The organism is Sphingobacterium sp. 40-24 (genome assembly GCF_001899705.1).
GTDB classification, from domain to species: Bacteria; Bacteroidota; Bacteroidia; order Sphingobacteriales; family Sphingobacteriaceae; genus Sphingobacterium; species Sphingobacterium multivorum.
The window spans coordinates 75,168-92,988 of sequence record NZ_MKWH01000048.1 but is presented as its reverse complement, the minus strand read 5'-3'; the positions used below and the strand labels follow the sequence as shown (position 1 = coordinate 92,988).

Annotated in this window: 14 protein-coding genes and 3 tRNA genes; 6 read left to right on the top strand and 11 right to left on the bottom strand. The window is 38.7% G+C overall.

Features of this window, described 5'->3' with window-relative positions; translation table 11 throughout:
* Nucleotides 1-91: 91 nt before the first annotated feature.
* From BGP15_RS18705 to rocD, 6 genes are all read right to left on the bottom strand, one after another.
* On the bottom strand, nt 92-1,162 hold the full coding sequence (locus BGP15_RS18705; protein ID WP_083295850.1) for a phytase: 1,071 nt from the start codon (nt 1,160-1,162) through the stop codon (nt 92-94).
* 13 nt (nt 1,163-1,175) lie between these two features.
* Nucleotides 1,176-2,438 (bottom strand): right-handed parallel beta-helix repeat-containing protein, encoded by a 1,263-nt coding sequence (locus tag BGP15_RS18700; protein ID WP_070564482.1) that lies wholly within the window; start codon nt 2,436-2,438, stop codon nt 1,176-1,178.
* Between the two features lie 150 nt (nt 2,439-2,588).
* Nucleotides 2,589-5,375, bottom strand: a complete 2,787-nt coding sequence (locus BGP15_RS18695; protein ID WP_286770465.1) for a TonB-dependent receptor — start codon at nt 5,373-5,375, stop codon at nt 2,589-2,591.
* 206 nt (nt 5,376-5,581) lie between these two features.
* On the bottom strand, nt 5,582-7,069 hold the full coding sequence (locus BGP15_RS18690; protein WP_286770464.1) for a tetratricopeptide repeat protein: 1,488 nt from the start codon (nt 7,067-7,069) through the stop codon (nt 5,582-5,584).
* Between the two features lie 336 nt (nt 7,070-7,405).
* On the bottom strand, nt 7,406-8,371 hold the full coding sequence (locus tag BGP15_RS18685; protein ID WP_112376510.1) for an arginase: 966 nt from the start codon (nt 8,369-8,371) through the stop codon (nt 7,406-7,408).
* A gap of 3 nt (nt 8,372-8,374) precedes the next feature.
* The gene (gene rocD, locus BGP15_RS18680) at nt 8,375-9,634 is read right to left on the bottom strand and encodes an ornithine--oxo-acid transaminase (RefSeq protein ID WP_286770463.1); all 1,260 of its coding nucleotides are present in this window, start codon (nt 9,632-9,634) and stop codon (nt 8,375-8,377) included.
* Nucleotides 9,635-9,753: 119 nt separating this feature from the next.
* Here rocD and BGP15_RS18675 point away from each other — a divergent pair, with 119 nt between their 5' ends.
* Entirely contained in the window at nt 9,754-10,206 is a 453-nt protein-coding gene (locus BGP15_RS18675) for an Lrp/AsnC family transcriptional regulator (RefSeq protein ID WP_286770462.1), read from the top strand.
* A gap of 51 nt (nt 10,207-10,257) precedes the next feature.
* On the opposite strand, the gene BGP15_RS18670 is transcribed toward BGP15_RS18675, so the two are convergent.
* The gene (locus BGP15_RS18670) at nt 10,258-10,443 is read right to left on the bottom strand and encodes a hypothetical protein (protein ID WP_046673540.1); all 186 of its coding nucleotides are present in this window, start codon (nt 10,441-10,443) and stop codon (nt 10,258-10,260) included.
* Nucleotides 10,444-10,650: 207 nt separating this feature from the next.
* On the opposite strand from BGP15_RS18670, the gene BGP15_RS18665 reads away from it, so the two are divergent.
* The 3 genes from BGP15_RS18665 (at nt 10,651) to BGP15_RS18655 (ending at nt 13,135) form a co-directional block, all read left to right on the top strand.
* On the top strand, nt 10,651-10,893 hold the full coding sequence (locus BGP15_RS18665) for a hypothetical protein (RefSeq protein ID WP_046673541.1): 243 nt from the start codon (nt 10,651-10,653) through the stop codon (nt 10,891-10,893).
* 84 nt (nt 10,894-10,977) lie between these two features.
* A complete protein-coding gene (locus tag BGP15_RS18660) occupies nt 10,978-11,631 on the top strand; it encodes an NAD(P)H-binding protein (protein ID WP_286770461.1) in 654 nt (217 codons plus the stop codon).
* A 91-nt stretch (nt 11,632-11,722) separates the two neighbouring features.
* Nucleotides 11,723-13,135, top strand: coding sequence for an alkaline phosphatase (locus BGP15_RS18655; RefSeq protein ID WP_286770460.1), 1,413 nt, complete (start codon nt 11,723-11,725; stop codon nt 13,133-13,135).
* 42 nt (nt 13,136-13,177) lie between these two features.
* On the opposite strand, the gene BGP15_RS18650 is transcribed toward BGP15_RS18655, so the two are convergent.
* From BGP15_RS18650 to BGP15_RS18640, 3 genes are all read right to left on the bottom strand, one after another.
* Nucleotides 13,178-13,250, bottom strand: a tRNA-Thr gene (locus tag BGP15_RS18650).
* 33 nt (nt 13,251-13,283) lie between these two features.
* Nucleotides 13,284-13,356 (bottom strand) — tRNA-Thr (locus tag BGP15_RS18645).
* Between the two features lie 34 nt (nt 13,357-13,390).
* Nucleotides 13,391-13,463 (bottom strand) — tRNA-Thr (locus tag BGP15_RS18640).
* Between the two features lie 271 nt (nt 13,464-13,734).
* On the opposite strand from BGP15_RS18640, the gene clpB reads away from it, so the two are divergent.
* Nucleotides 13,735-16,335, top strand: a complete 2,601-nt coding sequence (gene clpB, locus BGP15_RS18635) for an ATP-dependent chaperone ClpB (RefSeq protein WP_286751987.1) — start codon at nt 13,735-13,737, stop codon at nt 16,333-16,335.
* A gap of 59 nt (nt 16,336-16,394) precedes the next feature.
* On the opposite strand, the gene BGP15_RS18630 is transcribed toward clpB, so the two are convergent.
* On the bottom strand, nt 16,395-16,889 hold the full coding sequence (locus tag BGP15_RS18630) for a TlpA family protein disulfide reductase (RefSeq protein WP_286751988.1): 495 nt from the start codon (nt 16,887-16,889) through the stop codon (nt 16,395-16,397).
* 157 nt (nt 16,890-17,046) lie between these two features.
* Here BGP15_RS18630 and purN point away from each other — a divergent pair, with 157 nt between their 5' ends.
* Nucleotides 17,047-17,619: a phosphoribosylglycinamide formyltransferase gene (purN, locus tag BGP15_RS18625; protein WP_070563826.1), complete on the top strand. Its 573-nt coding sequence runs from the start codon at nt 17,047-17,049 to the stop codon at nt 17,617-17,619.
* Nucleotides 17,620-17,821 lie beyond the last annotated feature (202 nt).

The following is a 17,821-nucleotide window of genomic DNA, read 5'->3' as shown; positions in this document are numbered from 1 at the left end:
AACATCACTATATTCGAATAGGCAACCTGACAATTTTTAAGAACACCCAACTGTCAGATCAAGTAGTGGCTATTACAACTTATTCTATAACCTATTTCTTTTTCAAATCCGCTTCGGCAATATCTTCCCATCGATAGTAATGGAATGTTTTATCGTCGCTCATAGTAACAAACAAGCCATGTTTAAAGGTTTCATTTAAATTAAAGGAGGTCGTTTCTGAACCATCACTTTGTGTTGCCATAACCGGTACAGTCTTCAGATATTTGTGTTCGAAAGGATTGCTTTGGGTTCCTTCGCGACTAAAGACCTGAAAACGATTTGCACCCTGGTCCGACACCAAGATATATCCGGTACTATCGGTCAATTTATAAATCGAAATACCTTCATGATCTTCTTTAAAACCTGTTGTAGCAAATAATGCCAACTGTTGGTTTCCCTTTGCTGGATCGGCATAGTATTGTTTTACACCAACTTGTTCGTCCGAATAGTAAATATATCCAAGCTCATTGTCCACCGCTATCGCCTCGATCTCTTTCTTTCCACTAAATGAACCAAATTTGCGAACTAATGTAGCTTTTACCGTACCAGAACCATTATCCTCCAATAAATATTGACCCAAATAGCCTTCTTTTGGTCCATTTTTCCGTCCAACAATAGCATAGATCTCTCCTTTTGGGGAAGTATATAGGGCAATCCCCATCAGATCCCTAAATTCCGGTTCAGTTTCGCTAACAAACATATCCAGTCCCCCTTGATCGATCGGTTTCATATCGGGTAATGAAAAGACACGCAATTTATGGGTCATACGCTCTGTTGTGACGGCGATATCGACAGGTTTCCCTCCCAATACCAAACCGTAGGCTACATCAACATTGTTTGGTCGTTTTAAATTGGAAACCACTTTTTCTTTGACCGTTTTACCCTGTAAATCGTACACGAATAAAGCTCCATCGGCATCTTTATCCGTTGCTATAATCAAACTCTTGCTCGGATCGCTCTTATTGATCCAAATTGCGGGATCATCCGAATCATAACGTACAGCATCAGTCACAATAACGGGCTTAACTGATTCTATATTATTTGTTTGCGCATTTTCGCATGCCATTTGAAGCAGGGTTGATGCTCCCAAAGTTAGTGTTAGTATTGTTTTTAAATTTGTCATTATATGAAGTAAATTAGAATTTGGAACCGAATGCCCCAACATATGCTGCTGGCTGGGGAGAACTATAGATTAGACCATTTGACATCACCAGGCCACTCGTAAAATGAGGTTTAAAAGCAAGGGTACCAGCCTTTAATGCAGGTGAATTCCCTTGGAGATGAAAATCCCAGGTGGAGTCAAACAGATAGTTGTCGACTGACGTTTCCAAAGGATAGGCTATAAATTTAGGATTATTATCTCCTGCCACTTTACCTCTAATATCATTACTACCGCCTACAATATCATTTTTGCCGACCTGAAACTGATCTACATTCAATTGGCTGTAACCATAGTACCAGTTATTACTTGACACAGAACGGTTATCTTCTGGCTTTTTCGGATCGCGCTTGACTCCAAACCGCGTATTAGCAAAAAGATTATTGTAAATCTCGGCTCTGACAGATGCTTCTAACCAAATCGAACCTCCTTTGGCTGTCGGTCTGCGCCATCCAGTGTTGAGCATGGTATTATTGTAAACAATAATATAAGCCTGGGGTGTACGGTCTCCTGAATTGGACAGTTTTAATGCATTGGTATTTACACTATACACTAGGTTATAAGCAACATCTGCAAGACATCCGGATTTGAAATTCATCGCTTCTCCACCTGTCACCCCATTGGAAAAGAAACGGTTGTTAGCAAAAATGATTTTTCCTCCTTCAATATACGTGCAGTCTTCGTGAAAATGACTTACCGTACTATTTTGAACCACTAGTTTTCCATTTGGATTAGAAAACCATAGCGCTGGTAAAGCTTCACCAGAAACTTTTTTATACAAGCCCATCTTTACAGAAGTCGACGCGTCTGATGTAATTGCACCCCCATACTCAATGATGGTATTGTCCAAAACAAGTTCCTGACAGCTTGGAGCGGCTAAAATTCCTCCCCATAATTTGCCAAATTCATTCGTCTTCGTCTTATACCCATCTTCAACCGTAAACTTGACAGGATTTTCAGCTGTACCTAACGCATATAAATTACCCAAAACAACAATTTCAGGCTTATTGACAGAATCCATCAATACAGTTACGCCTTCCTCAATCGTTAGTGTCTTACCTTCGGGAATAATAATATCCCCCTTAATATGCTGCACACTCCCCTTACTCCACACACCGGAGACCTCGCCGATAGCACTTCCATCGGCATCAGAAGTATCAACATCAATATTTGCTTTTTCACAGGCGCTTAACACCACGATAAAAAATGCTAGAAACGATAAAATACATTTATTTTTCATCTGTATATATTTAATTTTAATGATTAAGCGAATCATACTTGTTCAAAACTTGATCGTTCCAAAAAAGGGAAAGCTTCACCGAAACAAACTGTTGTTATTTCACACCGTCCATGTTCAGATTAAAACATGCTGTGTTTTTACGCGGGTCTATTATTTACTAAACGAATAACGTAAACCAAGGATATAGTTCTGTCCATACAAATCCTTTCTAATCAATGTATTTCCGCCTTCAATAAGCTTTTCAGCGATCTTCTCATTTTCGGGATTTGTTCCTTTCACATATAATTCCATAGGTGTATTCAAGATATTGTTGGCTTTGGCAAAAATGGCCCAACCTGCTTTAAATTTTTTCTCAATAGAAGCATCTAACTGAACAAATCCCTTTTGCCATAAATCATCGTTCAGAAATTGCGATACTGTATTGATCCGTGAGCCAGTATAAGATCCAGCCAACTGTCCTTCCCAGCCATTATTAGCATCTTTGTAAAGCAATGATAGATTGGTCACATGTGCAGCTTGCCCATATAATGGTCTAGTTTGATCCACGATTATCGCTTCTGGGTCCTGTGTGGTTTCATTGATTCGACGCGACATCTTAGCGGTCGTTATACGTGAATGTGTATAGGTATAATTGGCCTTAACACCAAATTTCTGGATATACTTGATGTAATCAACCTCGACACCAAAGTTGTTGGCATTACCAAAATTACCCGGAGTGTAGTATACATCCTGCTTACGAACCTCATCCGGTTGAAAGGTATATTCAATTGGGTTTTTGATTTTTTTATAAAACATACCCACAAGAAATTGGGAAGAAGCTTCAGGGAATAATTCATACCTTAAATCGAAATTATCTGCTAAGGCATGTTTTAAATCTGGGTTTCCTTTTTCTAAAAACTCTTCATTAACCACACTTGAGGGTACAATTTCATAAAATCCAGGTCGGTTTAACGCGCGATAATAGGCTGCATGAAGCTGTTGTTTTTCGTCCAAATGATATTTCATGGTCAAACTTGGCAGCCATTCTGTATAAATTTGTGATCCCTCCGGTCTTTTTTCTCCTGCAGGAAACAATAATTTATAATTCTGATTGCTGTGTTCCATACGGATTCCACCGATCATCTGCCATTTGTCATTCTCATAATTGAACATGCCGTACAATGCTGTGGTCTTCTCACCAGCGTCGTAAGTTAGTGGATTTGCGACAGCTCCAGTAGGATTGGTGACAGTCAGATTGAGATCGGTATAGCGCTGAAAATCCACACCGTATTTATACTTTGCCTCTTCTGCAGAAGCTGGTGATAAGTTGTAGTTATTGTAAAAACTACTACGCTGTTTATCACGATACAGACCTCCGGTCGATAGCTCCAGCTTACTGTTTTCCATTGGAACTTTATAAGCTACATCCCAATAACCTGCATGATCATTATCCGTATTCCGTTCCCAGCGATAGGTTACAGGAGATTTATTGACGAGAGAAGTCCTTTTACGTTCAAAATTTTCTTCTACGCCATCCAAACTGATCATCGTATTTTGTGGCAATTGATTGCGCGCTGAAGAAAGCACACCTGACCAACGGACATTCAGCCGATTATCTAAAAAATGATGATCCCCCTGTAAGGTACCATTGTATATCTGTTGCTGTGTTTTTCGACTTCTTGTCACATAGGTCAGTTCGGCTTTACCAATACTGGGATCATACTGGCCATTATATATCGTATTCACAGCATCACGCAATTGCATGTTATTTAAATTCACATACATTTGATAGAAGCTAATCCGATGATTCAGATTAAATCGATAGTCGATCTTGTTATGCAAACCTAAGCGTTGTTGCTGTTCATCATATTGACGATCACTCTGCTCAGTAATTACCGCATTGGGATTTACGCCAACGACAGCCGATTTGTAGAAAATAGAACGACTGCCACGATGTAAATTTTGATAACTCGCACCCAAAATAACGCCCAATTTATCATCCAAATACCGATTGCCTATTGTCAAATTGCCGACAAGGTCTGGAAGGGGCTTTTTATAAGTATAATCTAATGCACCCTTATTAAAATCAGCAGCGGTTGCATTGTAATTCTTCCCATGCTGTTCATAGGGCGATTTTGCCGAGATTCCGCTTGTCGAAAAACTTCCAAAATCCCGATTAAAATAACGTTGGCTATAACCCGTTGCCAAATTTGCTTGAAGCAATAGCTTTGTCGGCGCCGATTTCATAACCATATTGACAACCCCACCCACTGCATCGGCTTCCATATTTGGTGTTAGCGACTTGTAGACTTCTAAGCGTTCCAACATATCTGAAGGAAATAAATCCAAAGGCACATAACGGTATTTATTATCTGGACTCGGAACTTTTACGCCATTCACCAAAGTCGTGTTGTAACGTTTATCCATCCCTCTCAGAATTGCGTATTGCCCCTCGCCATTCGAATTTCTTTCTATGGATACACCCGAAACACGCTGTATAACATTTGCGACGGTGATATCGGGAGAAATCTCTATTGCGCGCGCCGAAACAACATTCATAATTTGTGACGCATTCTTTTCCAAACGCCGCGCGCTAGGATCGTCATCCCCACCGTTTCGACGTCCTTTTATAGTTACTTCCATTAATGTTTGTTCGGTCGATGTCAGCTGAAAAATAAAATGAGGGGTATTTTCTTTTTGAATCTCGATTTCTTTAATTAGTTCGGCGTAAGCCATATGCTTGATATGGACCTTATCCACACCTGCAGATAATCCTTTGAATTCAAACGAACCATCCAATTGTGTTTTGGTCGATAGCCCACTTTGTTCCAAGAAAACTGTTGCACCAGCAATAGCTTCACCAGTCTGACCATCCAATACCTTACCTTTGATTTTGGTCGCATAAGCAGCGCTGACCGAAATACTTGAGGCAAGTAATACTGTTAAAAAGTTTTTCATTTTGCTTAGATTATTATGAATCTCTGATTGTTGTCGCAAAGATGGCAGCCAATTTTAATCACACAAAATATCGAGCGTTACAACAAGGAAACAAGGTAGAAAGTGGGCTATACAGCGAGGAAACAAGCGATAATAAACAACTAATAAACAGCAGTTTAAACTAAATTTAAGCGCCATTAACATTCTATTACCCCTGTGTTAAAAAATTATGAAATCCCAACAAGATAGCCCGCGAGATCCTCTCCTTGTTCTAGTCTTAATTTTTTTCGCAATCGATGTCTGGCAACACGAAGGCTATCTTGTGATATGCCCAATAAGACGGCAATATCGATATTATTCAAATTTATTTTAAGCAATGCGATTAACCGCATATCCGCTGCCGTCAAATCTGGAAATCGTTGAATAAGTTTTTCAAAAAAGCTGTGATGCACCTTTTCGAAAGTTCCCATAAACTCTTTCCAATGAATACCCTGTGTGATATTTTCATTGATCTGCAACACCAACTTCTGCATCTGTCGTTTTTGATCCCGGCGTTCGTCCTTAACCATTTCTTTTAATTCATCACGAAGTTCTTCCAAAAATTGATTGTTACGGATTAAATTTAAGGTATGGGATGTCAATTCCTTTTGCTTGAGCGACAGTTCTTGTTTGAGCTGCTTATCTTCAAGCAACTGGTTTTTAAGTGCAATTTCGGTCAACTCGCGTTCGGCCTCCTGTTTTCGGGAATCGGAGATCTGGTTTTTGATCTTAATTTTCTGGCGACTATGCAATACATAGGATAATACAATTAACAAAATTAAAACCACGATTGTTCCCCAGAGCATGATTAAGTTGATTCTTTTGGTTACTTGTAATTTCTCGATCTCTTCGGCTTGTTGATTCATATCGTAGAGTGCCTGAAAAAAAGCAGTATGGCGAGCACCATCCACACTATAAAGTTCAAGCACCAACTTACGGCTCTTTTCTGCATAAAAATAGGCGCTATCCATCTGCTCGCGCAAGGCGTAGGTTCTACTCAAATCTTTTGTCGTAGCAGCCATTTGATACACATCACCCAAATTTTCCGCCATCTGATAAGCCAATTGCGTGAGTTTGATACTTTCTGGATATTTATTGGTCTTCCTAAAAATATCGCCCATATTATTTATGACCACAATTTTTCCATAATTGTCTTTTGTTTCCGTATAGAGGGTACGTGCTTTTTCAAAATGAAAAAAAGCGCTGTCATATCTTGCAAGATCTTCATAAATACTGCCTAAATTTTCATGGATCTTAGCTTCTCCATTTTTATTCCCAATACTGCTATAAATGGACAAAGCAAGATTCTGGTAGACAAAGGCGGAGTCGTAGTTCGCTTCCTTTTCAAATAAATGACCTATATTCCCTAATGTACCTGCCTCTCCATTTTTATCCCCTTCTGTTCGGAAAGAATGTAGCGCCTTGTTAAAATAAACTTTCGCTAGATCATGTTGTTTGTTGAAAATATTAAGCTCCCCGATATCACTCCAATTCGAAGCAAGATGCTGTTTTGAATTCAATTGCGTATAGATTCGATCAGCTTGAAAATAGTAGTCCTGCGCCTGTCCATAATGCCCCTGATTAACACATAACCATCCAATCGCCTGTAAACAATTGGCTTGTAATAATAAGTCTTTATCCGTAACAGCTTTTGCATAACGTTTTTTTACGAGCATAATTGCAGAATCCGGATGGTTTTGACTTAACGCCCTGATATCTTTAAAGGATTTAACCTGCGCAGTACCTGGCTGCCACAAAAAAAGCTGTATAAAAAAAAGTAGAAACAAAATAATTTTATCAGAAATCCTCATATTTCATGTAAATAATCGAATTGCAAATGTACATGAAACATGTTAACACAATATTAAATCACATAGAGTAATACGAGTTTTAACATCAGGAAGCCTGACTTATTTTTATCCACCAAGCTCAACGATATACTATTAAAAAAGCCCTTTTATTGACGATACACATCAATAAAAGGGCTTGAAAATAGACAATCCCAAAACCGGTTAATTACTCGATTTCAATTCAATGAGCGGAGTGATCCGTTCTAATATATCAAATGCCACCTCTGCCATTTTATTACCTTTATTGTCCAATAACGGATTAACTTCAACAATTTCAAAACAAATTACCTTACCAGATCGGATGATCTCTTCTAAAATCAACACAATCTCCCTTGGCAAAAACCCCTTCGGTACTGGTGTTCCCGTGCCATCCGAGATCAATTCACTATCCATGCTATCCACATCAAAAGAGATATAAACCATATCACATGCTTCTAGGATTTTCAATGCTTCAGCCACACAATCGGTTATTCCCCGCTGTCTGGTATCTTCCACACGATAGTTCTTAATGCCAAGTCGTTCAATGACCTGATCTTCCGGTTCTTCCGTATCCCTTACACCAAAATAAATCAAATGATTGGATAGTATTTTACCTACTGGGCCAGCTATTCGTTTTAGTTTATTCCAAAATTCTTGTGTCGATTCGTCTATTTCATTGATTTTACATGGGATATTATCCTCATTCAACATCGCCGCTAAAGGCATTCCATGCATATTACCAGAAGGTGTTGTGTGCGGAGAATGAATATCGGCATGCGCATCTACCCAGATCACACCGAGTTGTTTATCAGGATAAGCGGACTTTATACCACTGATCGTCCCCATTGCGGAGGAATGATCCCCTGAAAATACCAATGGAAAATTGCCGGAAGATAAGCTATCTTCAACGGTAGAAGCTACTTGTTTGCATTGTTCATAAATCTGCTGAATATGTTTCGCAAAAGGATGATTATCATTCTGATAAATGGAGCTATTTCGAGTCGGCACATCAACAAATGGATAGTTAATGAAATATTGACTTCCTTTATTAATTGCAGCTATCTCGATGGCGTCGATGCCCAGATCTGAACCCCTAGTCCCTGCTCCTATATCCGATCTGTTTTTGATCAATTCAATCATTTTCTCCATACACTATTTCCAATTAGTCAACGATCGCTCAATGATCCCTAAGCAAGTCTCGACTTGCTCTTTTGTAATAACCAGCGGCGGAGCCAATCGAATTTTGTTACCATGTGTAGGCTTCGCTAAAAGTCCATTTTCTTTAAATTTGAGACAGATATTCCAGGCCAAATCACTTTCTTCATCCGCATCAATTACAATGGCAGTCAAGAGCCCCTTTCCTCGCACTTCTGTAATTAACGTGCACTTAGCAGCAATCTGACGCAATCCATCCAAAAACAAGGCCCCCATCTGAAACGCCCGTTGCGTCAAATTTTCATCCCGCACAACATTTAGCGCTTCCATAGCTACTGCACAGGCTAAGGGATTACCACCATAAGTCGAACCATGTTCGCCCGGTTTAATACACAACATAATGGAATCATTTGCCAACACTGCCGATACCGGCAATACACCGCCCGATAAAGCTTTCCCTAAAATCAGAACATCTGGTTTGCTTTGACTCTGCGCATCATCAATAGCATAGGATGCCAACATGCTTCCCGTCCGAGCAATACCAGTTTGAATTTCGTCTGCAATAAACAATACATTGTATTTTGTACATAATTGTCTCACGCGCATCAGATAATCCTCATCAGGAACGACAATACCCGCTTCGCCCTGAATTGGCTCAACGATAAAACCGGCGATATTTTCATCTGCTTTAAATAACTGTTCTAGTGCATCAACATCATTATAGGGAACGAGTACTATGCCATCTAAAAAGGGACCAAATTCATGTGTTGCAGTAGGATCATTGGATGCCGATATAACAGAGATTGTCCTACCATGGAAATTGTCCTTGGCAAAGACAATTTTCGCTTGATTGGCTGCTACACCTTTCACCTGATAGGCCCATTTACGACAAAGCTTCATTGCTGTTTCCACAGCTTCAACTCCCGAATTCATGACCAAAGCCTTATCAAATCCAAAAAGATGACAAAGCATTTCTTCAAAATCACCCAGTTTATTATTATAAAATGCCCTGGATGTTAATGTTAATTTCTCGGCTTGCTCTTTTAAAGCGTGTACAATCCGTGGATGGCAGTGTCCCTGATTGACAGCAGAATATGCAGACAAGAAATCAAAATAAGATTTTCCATCAACATCCCATACCATAACTCCTTCAGCTCGTTCTAATACGACCGGAAGAGGATGATAATTGTGCGCTCCATATTTTTCTTCTTTGGCAATGAACATCTCGCCCTTACCTTGTTTAGCTACTGTACTCATAATTCAGTTTTTTCTAATAAAACAAATATACAATATTTACTTTTTTATTGACTGAAAATAAAATTTAACACTAAATTAGCTTATAAACATTAAAATTAACTTTTAAACCGCTTTCTACAATGAATAATATCGATGACTTTGATCTACAGATTTTAAAATATTTAGACGAAGATGGACGGATGGCCTACTCTGCAATAGCAACAGCCATGGGCGTATCCAATACCATGATCCATCAACGAATCAACCGTTTGACGGAACAAGGGATACTGACAGGTATAAAGCCCGTATTGAATGAAAAGAAGCTAGGCTATGACTGGGGTGCTTTTACCGGGCTAAGTTTAGAAAAAGATCATGATTCGAGCAGAATTATTGAAGAGCTCAAAAAAATACCAGAAGTTACAGAATGCTACTATATTACGGGCAACTACACGTTATATGTGAAAATTATTGCTAAAAATCACGAACATATGCGACAACTACTTTATGAAAAAATCGATAGCATTTCAGGAATTGCGAAGACAGACTCCCTTATCGAATTAGGCTGTGCTTTCAAACGTAATATTATATTCTAGCACAAGAAACAACCGAAGGGATCCTGAACACGGATTTTCAGGGTCTCAACGCTATTTACCAATATTTGCCAACTCTTCTTCCGTCCAATAGATTAATTCTCGTAAAACATACACATTTTCATAACTTCCCAATCCATCGATGTAATCCCACAAATCACCTTCAACCTTCACTGGTCTTCCATGATGAAGTATATCATACCCATTATCTAACCAATTTTGTATCTGCTCTTTATCCATCGTTATTAAAACTTATTGTTAATTATCTTTAAAATGACTATATCAAATATAATGTATTTTACACTGGCTGCCCACAACTGGATAAAAGAAAGTCAAATTTCAACAACTTTTTGACATAATGTCTATCACTCTTCAAGAAGTTATCACGCTATTTGACAAATTTTAAAAATAAAAAAGTATATTCGTATAACATCAAATATCAATATTATGGCTGATTTTTTCTACGTTGGATACGAAGGTGAAGACGAATTACTCGAACTGGTGGCAGTATCTACAATTCAATCCCTACTCTATTTCCAAGACGCCGATCAAGAGGACTTTACAACAATAAAAACCGCTATTGATCAAAATTTTATTGTCGAAGAAGATCTAATCACTGTAGCAGACACCCTCCGATTGGATCAATCTATTGTTCGCTTTACTCCTGGCAAGCCTAATTATAAAGATTAATTGCATACTCAATCATCTCGGCAAATAACGCTCAGTAAAGCAATTCATTCAAGATAATTAGTAAAGAAAATAAGTAAGGAAATAATGAAGGTAGTTTTAATTGGCAGTTCTGGTGCTACAGGAAGGGCGCTCATTCAATTGATGTTGAAATCTAAGGAAGTTACGGAAATCGTTGTTCTTTTAAGACGTGTGTCGTTTGATGAGCACATTAAATTGAAACAGGTTATCGTAGATTTTGAAAATCTAACGGATTTTGAGCGCGAGATCCAAGGCGACATCGCTATTTCCTGCCTTGGCACCACATTAAAGGACGCTGGCAGTAAAGATGCACAATGGAAAATAGATCATGATCTTAATTTGCAATTTGCGGCATTGGCCAAGAAAAATGGTTTTCCTACATTTCTCTTATTATCGGCTCTTCTTGCGGATCCTGCATCAAAAATTTTTTATAACCGCATGAAAGGAACCCTTGAACAGGATGTTAAAGCACTAAATTTCAATCGGCTTATCATTTTCCAGCCGAGAGGATTAATTCGACCAAACACAGATCGCTTCGGTGAAAAGACAGCCATTACTACCCTTCGTATCCTTAATTCGATAGGATTATTCAAATCCTATAAGCCACTTTCGGTAGCACAAGTTGCTTCCGCAATTTTACAGGCGATCAATCGCTACACAACAGGTATTCATACAGTAACCGTGAAAGATATCCAGAAATTAGCAGCAGAAACCAGTTGAAACAAGTAAAAAAACAATTCATAATATTGAATTAACAGTAAGCTAATCCTAAGGCTGTAATTTGTGTTTTTTTAAAATAACAACCATTCAAATGAAAAAACACGTTTTATTTCTGTTTCTCCTCGTTTTTTTACATGTTTGCCCCTCTTTTGGCCAAGAAGCAAAATACATCTTTTACTTAATTGGTGATGGCATGGGCCTCAACCAGGTTAATCTCACCGAAATTCATCAAGCGGAAGTACAGCATAAAGATAATCCCATCCCACTTGTGTTTACCCAATTTCCTCATGTTGGATTTGCCTCCACACATTCACTCTCCAATGGCGTAACGGACTCAGGCGCTGGAGGTACCGCATTAGCCGTTGGAAAAAAAACCAAAAATGGCGTTATCGGTATGGACAGTACTGGAACAGTACCCTATAAGAGTATAGCTTATGCCGCTAAGCAAAAAGGAAAGAAAGTCGGTATTATTACAAGCGTCAGCATAGACCACGCTACCCCGGCTTCATTTTATGCGCACCAAGCAGACCGCGACATGTATTATGAAATCGGTAAAGAAATTGTCACTTCCAATTTTGATTTTTTTGGCGGATCCAATTTTCTCAAACCCGAAACAACATTTGATCATAAAAAGGCGCCATCGCTTTTCCCCATATTAGAAAAAGCCGGCTATAACGTGCTTAAAGGAAAAGATGCTTATGCACAACTACCCAATAAATCAGATAAGATCATATTGATGAATTCAGATGGCAGTCCCATAGATGCCCTTAAATATGCCATAGACCAAAAGCCAAATGATTTAAAATTGGCAGATATCACATCTGCAGCTATCACTTCACTGCATAAAAACAATACAAATGGTTTCTTTTTAATGATTGAAGGTGGAAAAATTGATTGGGCATGCCATGCAAATGATGCGGCTACGACGATTCAGGAAGTATTGGATTTCAATGCCTCCGTACAACTCGCCTATGATTTTTATAAAAAATTCCCAAATGAAACACTTATAGTCGTTACAGCGGACCATGAAACAGGAGGATTAGGTGTCGGTAATGGAAGTTCTTCGCTGAAAACAAAATTCTTGTCCCACCAAAAAACCTCGCATGCAGAACTTTCGAACGCAATTGGCAACCTTCGTAAGAATAATCCAAATGCAACATGGGACGATCTCAAGAATCTCATTGCTGCTCAAACTGGTTTATTTTCCAAAATTACAATCCATGAAACTGATCGTAGTGCTTTAGAAGCTGCCTATCAAAAAAGCTTTGTCGATCATCAAAATGAAACCGCAAAAAGCCTTTACGCAAGCGACGACAAAATAGCCGCATTGAGTATTTCAATCTTAAATCGGATGGGATCAATAAGCTGGGCCTCTAATAACCATTCGGCCGCCTATGCACCGGTATATGCGATCGGAGTTGGCTCCGAGCAATTCAGTCAGAAAATGGATAACACAGATATACCAAAGAAAATCGCTATAGCAGCAAAACTTAGTTTGGACTAAACAAAAAAAGATCTCCAAGAAATCTTGGAGATCTTTTTTATGAGCCTCTTATCGGAATCGAACCAATGACCTACTGATTACAAGTCAGTTGCTCTACCAGCTGAGCTAAAGAGGCTTTCAAATGAATTTTAATGAGTGTCGCTCAAAGAGCCTCTTATCGGAATCGAACCAATGACCTACTGATTACAAGTCAGTTGCTCTACCAGCTGAGCTAAAGAGGCTTTTTAAAGAAGTTTAATGCATGTTGCTTAAAAGAGCCTCTTATCGGAATCGAACCAATGACCTACTGATTACAAGTCAGTTGCTCTACCAGCTGAGCTAAAGAGGCGTTACTTCTTTTCAATCTTATAACGTCTGACCGTTTTAAGATGCTGCAAATATCGAAAGCTTAAACCAAAAATGCAAGTCGATTTCAAGAATTTTATACCCTGCTAAGCCAATTATTTAAAAATCAAGCGCATTATTTTTAATAACTGAAAATTTGTCATGATTCAATAAAAATTATTGCCATTTTTTCCGAAGTGTGGCTTAAAACCCGAATGGCACTTCAATTGTTATAACCCATATGTATCAACGAAACTTTAAATAAGAGAATAAAAATGAATTTTAACAACTATACAATTAAAGCCCAAGAGGCTATACAAAAAGCTTCCGAAATTGCGGCTGGCCATCAACAACAGGCGATTGAGACAGCGCATATTTTAAAAGCTTTACTCACAGTGGATGAAAATGTTGTCAGCCACTTATTAAAAAAGTTAAATGTCAACATCAGCTATCTCGGAACGGAACTAGATAAACAAATTGAAGGTTTTCCGAAGGTCAGTGGCAGCAATATTTATTTAAGTAGCGATGCCAACAATGCACTTCAGAAAGCACAGGGCTATCTCAAAGAATTCAATGACGAATTTGTCTCGGTAGAACATTTATTATTGGGTATTCTGGCAACTTCTGATAAGACCTCAACATTACTTAAGTCACAGGGCGTTACAGAAAAAGACTTAAAGACCGCCATAAAAGAATTGCGCGGAAACAGTCGGGTAACTGATCAAAATGCGGAGGCCACCTACAATGCACTGGGGAAATATGCCCGAAATTTAAATGAATATGCCGAGTCCGGAAAATTGGATCCCGTCATCGGCCGTGATGAAGAAATTCGACGTGTGATGCAAATACTCTCCCGTCGTACCAAAAACAACCCGATACTTGTCGGTGAACCTGGGGTTGGTAAAACGGCTATTGCGGAAGGTATTGCTTACAGAATTATAAAAGGCGACGCACCCGAAAACTTAAAATCTAAGATTGTATTTTCCTTAGATATGGGCGCTTTGGTTGCCGGAGCTAAATATAAAGGTGAATTTGAAGAACGTCTAAAAGCGGTTGTAAAAGAAGTTACCGATTCCAATGGAGACATTATACTCTTTATCGACGAAATCCATACATTGGTAGGTGCTGGAGGTGGTGAAGGCGCAATGGATGCGGCTAATATCCTCAAACCGGCGTTAGCTAGAGGTGAACTACGTGCAATTGGAGCGACAACCTTAAACGAATACCAAAAATACTTTGAGAAAGATAAAGCATTGGAGCGCAGATTCCAGAAAGTTATGGTTGAAGAACCTGACACGCAAGATGCCATTTCCATTCTCCGTGGCCTAAAAGAACGCTACGAAACACACCATAAAGTACGCATTCTGGATGAGTCTATCATTGCTGCCGTGGAATTGTCACAGCGCTATATTGCCGATCGTTTTCTACCAGATAAAGCGATTGATTTAATTGATGAGGCAGCATCCAAATTGCGCCTTGAAATGGATTCTGTACCGGAAGCTGTCGATGAGCTTGAACGTCGTATCATGCAATTGGAAATTGAGCGTGAAGCTTTGAAACGTGAAAATGACGATAAAAAAGTTGCAGAATTATCGGAAAGTATCGCTAATCTATCTGCGGAAAGAGATACCTTAAGAGCGTCATGGCAAGAAGAAAAGAGTCTTGTTGACAATGTCAATCAAGAGATTGAGAATATTGAAAACTACAAACTCGAAGCTGAGCAGGCCGAACGTTCCGGAGACTATGGAAAGGTAGCAGAACTTCGTTATGGACGAATTAAAGAAGCGCAAGAAAAAGTAGACAAACTAAAGGCTGAACTCGCTGAAAAACAAGAAAGCAAGCGTATGCTCAAAGAAGAAGTTACTTCAGAAGACATTGCTGATGTTGTCGCAAAATGGACAGGAATACCTGTGAGCAAGATGATTCAATCAGAACGCGAAAAATTATTGAATCTGGAGGAAGAGCTTCATAAACGTGTCGCCGGTCAGGATGAAGCAATAGAAGCTATTTCCGATGCCATTCGTCGATCACGTGCTGGATTAAATGATGCGAAACGACCAATAGGATCGTTCATATTTTTGGGGACTACCGGAGTCGGAAAAACCGAACTTGCAAAAGCACTTGCCGAGTTCTTATTTGACGACGAACAATCCATGGTTCGTATTGATATGTCGGAATATCAAGAACGACACGCCGTGTCTCGTTTAATCGGAGCGCCTCCGGGATATGTCGGCTATGATGAAGGCGGACAGTTGACTGAAGCAGTCCGAAGAAGACCCTATTCTGTTGTTTTGTTAGATGAAATTGAAAAAGCTCATCCCGATGTATTCAATATCCTATTGCAGGTATTGGATGATGGCCATCTTACAGACAACAAAGGTCGTACGGTAAACTTCAAAAACACCATTATCATCATGACCTCCAATACGGGGTCAACCATTATACAGGAGAATTTCAGTCATCTGACCGATGATAATAGGGATGAAATTATCGCCAAAACACGCAATGAGGTCTTCGATCTTTTAAAACAGTCGATTCGCCCCGAGTTTTTGAACCGTATCGATGAAGTGATTATGTTTACGCCATTAAATCGAGACGAAATTGGAGATATTGTTCGTTTACAATTTGCACATGTTCAGAAACAGCTGGCCGAACAAAATATATTCATTACGGCTTCTGATGAAGCAATGGATTGGTTGGCACAGCTTGGTTATGACCCAATTTATGGGGCTAGGCCACTAAAACGTGTTATTCAAAAACGAATTTTAAATGAACTATCAAAGGAAATTTTATCCGGAAAAGTAAATCGCGATTCGATTATTCGTCTGGATGTATTCGACGGTAAATTTGTGTTCATCAATAAACAAGAACAATAAAAAAAGAACGTCCGACAGTACTGTCGGACGTTCTTTTTTTATTGTTAATTTTTAAACATTTAACCTGTAATACCTAAAGCTTTTAACAACTTGTTTACATCGTCTTCGCCGTCCAAATGCTGTACCAATACTTTGGTTTTTGCGTCATAGATATAGAGCGATGGGTAATTGCTTGGCTTAAATTTTTCAATAAATTGAGTTCCAGCATCAAACAAGAATTTGACATTTGGGGCACTTTTCAATGCCTTCGCATGCATATTAATAAATCCATCGACATAAGGCTTATCATTCATGGAGATAAAATAGAAGGATACATTCTTGAATTTGGACAAATTGCGTGCGATACCAGCCCCCATTTTCTGGCAATGGCCACAACCCGGGTCGTAAAAATCCAACACAATATAGCCCGATTTTGGAAGCCTGTCTGAATTAAACTTGCTGGCCTGATAGACCTCCTCAAAAGTAAACGATGGAAGTGTTTTGGGTACCTGTGCAAAAACAGGTTTAAATAAGAAAAATACACTTACAAAAAATAGGGAACAAAGGAACCTCATGTTAAAGAAATTTAAACCAACAGTGACTATTCAATTAATTTTAATCAATAATACTTAAAAATGCGCTTCAGTCAACTATTATTTTAGTTTTTTTACAAAAAATCCGTAAGTTTGGGCTAATTTTTAAATCGATCAAATCTATTAATACTTATTAATCGTGAAAAAACGAATTGCTATTTTTGCTTCAGGTTCAGGGTCCAATGCTCAAAAAATAATGGAACATTTCAAGTATTCAGATGAAGCTGAGGTTGCCTTGATTTTATCCAATAACCCTGATGCTTACGTTATTCAACGAGCCGACAATTTTGAAATACCTGCACATATATTTGATCGTGACGAATTTTACAAAACCGACAACGTTGTCAACATTCTTAAAAACTTAAATATTGATCTGATTGTTTTGGCGGGTTTTCTTTGGCTCGTTCCAAATAACCTGCTGAAAGCATTTCCAAATCAAATTATAAATATACATCCTGCTCTCCTACCAAAATATGGTGGCAAAGGTATGTATGGTGACCATGTACATAAAGCCGTTTTGGCCAATAAGGAAGAGGAACATGGCATTACGATCCATTTCGCAAATGAACATTTCGACGAGGGGGAAATTATATACCAAGCACGATTCAAAGTGGATCCCAACGATACTTTAGACATTATTAAATTTAAAGGACAGCAACTCGAACATCAGTACTTCCCTAAAATAATTGAAAATCTGATCAAAAAAATGTAAAAACAATTCTATTATTTAGAATTGTTTTAAACAAATTGTAACTTTGTATTATGAACGAAGTTATTGAATCTGTGTTGGAGATCGATGAGTCAGAAAATAAAGCTGGGTTGTTTCAGTTTCGGAATACGGCTATGAACCCTTTTTCTGACTTTTCTTGTGCCTGCTTTAAAAAGTGTTGCAAAAAATATAAAGAAGGCAAACG

Bases quoted from the DNA above. Each gene is read 5' to 3' on its own strand.
- BGP15_RS18705 (WP_083295850.1), bottom strand. From the start codon at position 1,162: ATGACAAATTTAAAAACAATACTAACACTAACTTTGGGAGCATCAACC.
- BGP15_RS18700 (WP_070564482.1), bottom strand. From the start codon at position 2,438: ATGAAAAATAAATGTATTTTATCGTTTCTAGCATTTTTTATCGTGGTG.
- BGP15_RS18695 (WP_286770465.1), bottom strand. From the start codon at position 5,375: ATGAAAAACTTTTTAACAGTATTACTTGCCTCAAGTATTTCGGTCAGC.
- BGP15_RS18690 (WP_286770464.1), bottom strand. From the start codon at position 7,069: ATGCTCGTAAAAAAACGTTATGCAAAAGCTGTTACGGATAAAGACTTA.
- BGP15_RS18685 (WP_112376510.1), bottom strand. From the start codon at position 8,371: ATGGAGAAAATGATTGAATTGATCAAAAACAGATCGGATATAGGAGCA.
- rocD (WP_286770463.1), bottom strand. From the start codon at position 9,634: ATGAGTACAGTAGCTAAACAAGGTAAGGGCGAGATGTTCATTGCCAAA.
- BGP15_RS18675 (WP_286770462.1), top strand. From the start codon at position 9,754: ATGAATAATATCGATGACTTTGATCTACAGATTTTAAAATATTTAGAC.
- BGP15_RS18670 (WP_046673540.1), bottom strand. From the start codon at position 10,443: ATGGATAAAGAGCAGATACAAAATTGGTTAGATAATGGGTATGATATA.
- BGP15_RS18665 (WP_046673541.1), top strand. From the start codon at position 10,651: ATGGCTGATTTTTTCTACGTTGGATACGAAGGTGAAGACGAATTACTC.
- BGP15_RS18660 (WP_286770461.1), top strand. From the start codon at position 10,978: ATGAAGGTAGTTTTAATTGGCAGTTCTGGTGCTACAGGAAGGGCGCTC.
- BGP15_RS18655 (WP_286770460.1), top strand. From the start codon at position 11,723: ATGAAAAAACACGTTTTATTTCTGTTTCTCCTCGTTTTTTTACATGTT.
- clpB (WP_286751987.1), top strand. From the start codon at position 13,735: ATGAATTTTAACAACTATACAATTAAAGCCCAAGAGGCTATACAAAAA.
- BGP15_RS18630 (WP_286751988.1), bottom strand. From the start codon at position 16,889: ATGAGGTTCCTTTGTTCCCTATTTTTTGTAAGTGTATTTTTCTTATTT.